This window comes from Mycobacterium sp., assembly GCF_008709575.1.
Lineage (GTDB): Bacteria > Actinomycetota > Actinomycetes > Mycobacteriales > Mycobacteriaceae > Mycobacterium.
Genome location: NZ_VYIK01000012.1, coordinates 59557 through 63826, shown reverse-complemented (window position 1 = coordinate 63826; position 4270 = coordinate 59557). Strand labels below are relative to the sequence as shown.

The window sequence follows — 4270 nt, the reverse complement described above, 5'->3', positions numbered from 1 at the left end:
TGGACGAACTCCATGTTGATCAGCGTCGCGCCGGCCCGCAGGGCCAGCGCGTGTCCGTCGCCGGTGTACTCCCAGGAGTTGGAGGTCACCTTGAACGACTTGCCGATCCCGCCGGTGGCCATGACCACCGCCGGGGCCTCGAACACGACGAACCGGCCGCTTTCCCGCCAGTACCCGAACGCTCCGGCGATCCGCTCGCCGTCCTTGAGCAGCTCGGTGATCGTGCATTCGGCGAACACCTTGATGCGGGCCTCGTAGTCGCCGAGCTCGGCGTGATCCTCCTGCTGCAGTGAGACGATCTTCTGCTGCAACGTGCGGATCAACTCCAGGCCGGTGCGGTCGCCGACGTGCGCCAGCCGCGGGTAGGTGTGCCCGCCGAAGTTGCGCTGGCTGATCTTGCCGTCTTGGGTGCGGTCGAACAGCGCGCCGTAGGTCTCCAGCTCCCAGACCCGGTCGGGGGCCTCCTTGGCGTGCAGTTCGGCCATGCGCCAGTTGTTCAGGAACTTCCCGCCCCGCATCGTGTCGCCGAAGTGGGTCTTCCAGTCGTCTTTGGGGTTGGCGTTGCCCATGGCCGCCGCGGCACCGCCCTCGGCCATCACCGTGTGGGCTTTGCCGAACAGCGATTTGCACACCACCGCGACTGTCAGGCCGCGCTCGCGCGCTTCGATGACCGCGCGCAGTCCCGCGCCGCCGGCACCGATGACGACTACGTCGTAGGAGTGCCGCTCGACCTCAACCATCAAACCTCACTCAACTTTCGCTCAGCCAATGAATCTCAGGTCGTTGATGGTGCCGCCGGCGACCAGCGCGATGTAGAAATCGGTGAGCGACAGCGTGCCCAGTGTGATCCACGCCCAGGTCATGTGGCGGGTGTTGAGCCGAGTCACCTGGGTCCACAGCCAATACCGGACCGGGTGCTTCGAGAAGTGCTTGAGCCGCCCGCCGGTGACGTGCCGGCAGGAGTGACACGACAACGTGTACACCCAGAGCAGGATCACGTTGGTGACCAAAATCACGTTTCCTAAACCGAATCCGAAGCCGGACGGCGAGTGGAACGCCATGATCGCGTCGTAGGTGTTGAGCACCGAGACGGCCGTCGCGAAGTAGAAGAAGTACCGGTGGCTGTTCTGGACGATCAGCGGCAGCCGTGTCTCGCCGGTGTATCTCGAATGTGGTTCAGCCACCGCGCATGCCGGGGGTGACTGCCAGACCGAACGATAATAGGCCTTGCGGTAGTAGTAGCAGGTGATCCGAAAGCCGAGCAGAAACGGCAGCACCAACATGCCCAACGGAATCCAGCGGGGGAAGTGTCCCAACCAGACACCGAGATGGCTGGCTCCGGGCGCGCAGGACGCGCTGATGCACGGGGAGTAGAACGGGGTCAGGTAGTGGTATTTGTCGACCCAGTAGGCGCTGCCCCAGAACGCACGAATGGTCGCATACAGGACGAATGCGGCCAGACCGAGGTCGGTCAACAGCGGCGCTTGCCACCAGCGGTCGGTCCGCAACGTGCGTTGGGGTATCCGCGCGCGGGTGGGTGAGAAGACTCCGGTGGCAGGACGGTCTGCGGTGGGTGCGCTCATCGTGGGTTGATCCTGTTCGGGTGGGTTGCTCGAAGAGTACCCACCTCGACGTGCCCCGGTTGTAGTGGGGGCGGGTCAGGGCCGGTCAACCCAGCAGCGCCGCGCGCAGACGGTCGACATCGGCGGCGGTGATGGCCGCGCTTCTCAGGTAGGAAACCAGGGAACCGTGCGTCTCGTCGATGGTGCGCCGGGCGGCGTCCAGGTATTCCTCGCGGACACCGAGGACTTCGTCGGACAGCCGCGCTTCGGTGAACGTCATCACCTCGGGCGTCAGCTCGGTTTCCGACCGCTGCCGGATCATCTCGAGGATCTGGGTTCTCAGCTGCGGGACGGCCTCGTTGCTGCGCAGAAAATCCGCCATGATGGCGTCCTGGTGCACGCCGATGGTTTCCAGCACCAGCGCGACGATGAAGCCGGTGCGGTCTTTGCCCGCGAAGCAGTGGGTGAGTACCGTGCGTCCGGCGGCCAGCAGCATGACCACCCGGTGCAGCGCACGCTGCGCGCCGTTGTAGGTCGGGAATCTGCGGTATTCCTCGATCATGTAGCGACTGGACGCGTCGTTGATCGACTCGTTGCCGGGCTTGTCGGTCATCAGCTGCCGCAGGGCATGCTCGTGCGGGGCCTCGGCGTTGGTCTCCTCGACAGCGAGGTCGGGAATGGGCAGCAGGTGCACCTCGATGCCCGGTGGCACCCGGCCCGGGCCGCGGCGCTGGACTTCGCGCGGTGAGCGCAGGTCGGCGACATCGGTTATGCCCAACCGGCGCAACTCGTCACGGCCGTCGTCGTCGAGCCTGCTCAGTTCGGCGGAGCGGAACATCCGACCTGGGCGCACCACGCCGGTGGTTTCGGCGACATCGCGAAAGTTCCAGGCCCCCTGTAGATCTCGCACTCGTGTGTCCATCTCAGGTGACCGCTGCGGCGAAGGCGCTTTTCTCCCGGTCGATCTCGGCGCGCGCGATGGTCCGCAGGTGCACCTCGTCGGGGCCGTCGAAGATCCGCATCGCCCGATGCCAGCCGTAGAGCCGGGCCAGCGGTGTGTCGTCGCTGACCCCGGCCGCGCCGTGGACCTGGATGGCACGGTCGAGAACATCGCAGGCCACCCGCGGGGCCACCGCCTTGATCTGCGAGATCAGCAGGTGCGCGGCCTTGTTGCCGTGCTGGTCGATGGTCCAGGCCGCTTTTTCACACAGCAACCTGGCCTGGTCGATTTCGTTGCGGGACTTGGCGATCGACTCCCGTACCACGCCCTGGTCGGCCAGCGGCCGGCCGAACGCCACCCGGTTGCGGGCGCGCTCCACCATCAGCGCCAGCGCGCGCTCGGCCGCGCCCAGAGCCCGCATGCAGTGATGGATCCGGCCCGGTCCGAGCCGGGCCTGGGCGATCGCGAAACCGGCGCCCTCGTCGCCGAGCAGGTTGCTCGCCGGCACCCGAACGTTGTCGTAGACGACTTCGCAATGCCCGTGCTGATCCTGCCAGCCGAATACCGGTGTGGAGCGAACGATCGTCACGCCCGGGGTGTCGATCGGCACCAGGATCATCGACTGCTGCTGATGGCTGGCCGCGTCGGGGTTGGTGCGTCCCATCACGATGAGGACTTTGCAGCGCGGGTCGGCGGCCCCGGACGTCCACCACTTGCGGCCATTGATGACGTAGTCGCCGCCGTCGCGGACGATCGTGGTTTCGATGTTGCGGGCGTCGCTGCTGGCCACCGCGGGCTCGGTCATCGAGAACGCGCTGCGGATCTCACCGCGCAGCAGCGGCTGCAGCCATCGGGCGCGCTGCTCGTCGGTGCCGAACAAGTGCAGGATCTCCATGTTGCCGGTGTCCGGCGCGGCGCAGTTGAGCGCCTCGGGCGCGATCTCCAGGCTCCAGCCGGTCTGCTCGGCCAGCGGCGCGTATTCCAGATTGGTCAGCCCGGACTCGGCGGGCAGGAACAGGTTCCACAGGCCCCGCTCTTTGGCGATGGTCTTCAGTTCCTCGATGATCGGCGGCACCGTGTGGTCGCCGGGGCCGGCCTCGTAGCGGTAGCGGTCGTATTCGGCCTCGGCCGCAAAGACGTGCTCGGTCATGAAGTCGCACAGCCGCTTGTGGTAGTCGGCGGCCTTGGCCGACATCGCGAAGTCCATCGGTTCACGATATGCGACGCCGCTGGGGCGGGCCGGACCGGTCAGGCTTAGGTTCTTCCAAACAGAACCTGAGGATTCCCTGGACGTCGGGGCGGGTCGCGGCGCATCATTGTCTAGTTCATGTCCTGCTGTGCGGGTGCGTCCGCGCCAGGGTAGGGCAGCACGCAAGGCCGGAGGTCGTCGATGACGGGCCGCACGCTTGGTTGGCTGGGTGTCGGGCTGGTCGCTACGGCCGGTGTGCTGGCGCTGACGAATCCGGCGTGCGCCCACGGCGACGTCACGTCCGGGCCCGCCGATCCGACGACGATCGGCCTGGTCATGGGCCCCAGCGGGATACCGCTGCCCGAATACAGCATCCCCGGCTATGTGGCGGACGCGGACCAGCTCTACATCCACCCTAATTTCCCGGACACCAGCTACCCCGCGCCCTACGAGAACGGCCTGTTCACCCCGGAGTACCCGCTGCTGAGCGTGCCGTTCTCGATCAACTACCCCACCGCCACGACCGGCCCGCTGGCCGGTTTTCCGGACCTGAGCACCTCGATGGGTCAGGGCATGCTG

Annotated in this window: 4 protein-coding genes and 1 pseudogene; 1 reads left to right on the top strand and 4 read right to left on the bottom strand. The window is 66.6% G+C overall.

Going from position 1 to position 4270, the window contains the following annotated elements; all coding sequences use genetic code 11:
- The 4 genes from F6Q13_RS04465 to F6Q13_RS04450 form a co-directional block, all read right to left on the bottom strand.
- Positions 1-740: FAD-binding protein (locus F6Q13_RS04465; protein ID WP_293052821.1), on the bottom strand; the 740-nt coding region annotated here is incomplete at its 3' end.
- 21 nt (positions 741-761) lie between these two features.
- Entirely contained in the window at positions 762-1583 is an 822-nt protein-coding gene (locus F6Q13_RS04460; RefSeq protein ID WP_293052818.1) for a hypothetical protein, read from the bottom strand.
- A gap of 85 nt (positions 1584-1668) precedes the next feature.
- A complete protein-coding gene (locus tag F6Q13_RS04455; RefSeq protein WP_293052815.1) occupies positions 1669-2484 on the bottom strand; it encodes a tyrosine-protein phosphatase in 816 nt (271 codons plus the stop codon).
- Between the two features lies 1 nt (position 2485).
- Positions 2486-3697, bottom strand: coding sequence for an acyl-CoA dehydrogenase family protein (locus F6Q13_RS04450; RefSeq protein ID WP_293052835.1), 1212 nt, complete (start codon positions 3695-3697; stop codon positions 2486-2488).
- Between the two features lie 195 nt (positions 3698-3892).
- Here F6Q13_RS04450 and F6Q13_RS04445 point away from each other — a divergent pair.
- Positions 3893-4270: pseudogene (locus F6Q13_RS04445) on the top strand (hypothetical protein); the annotation flags it as partial.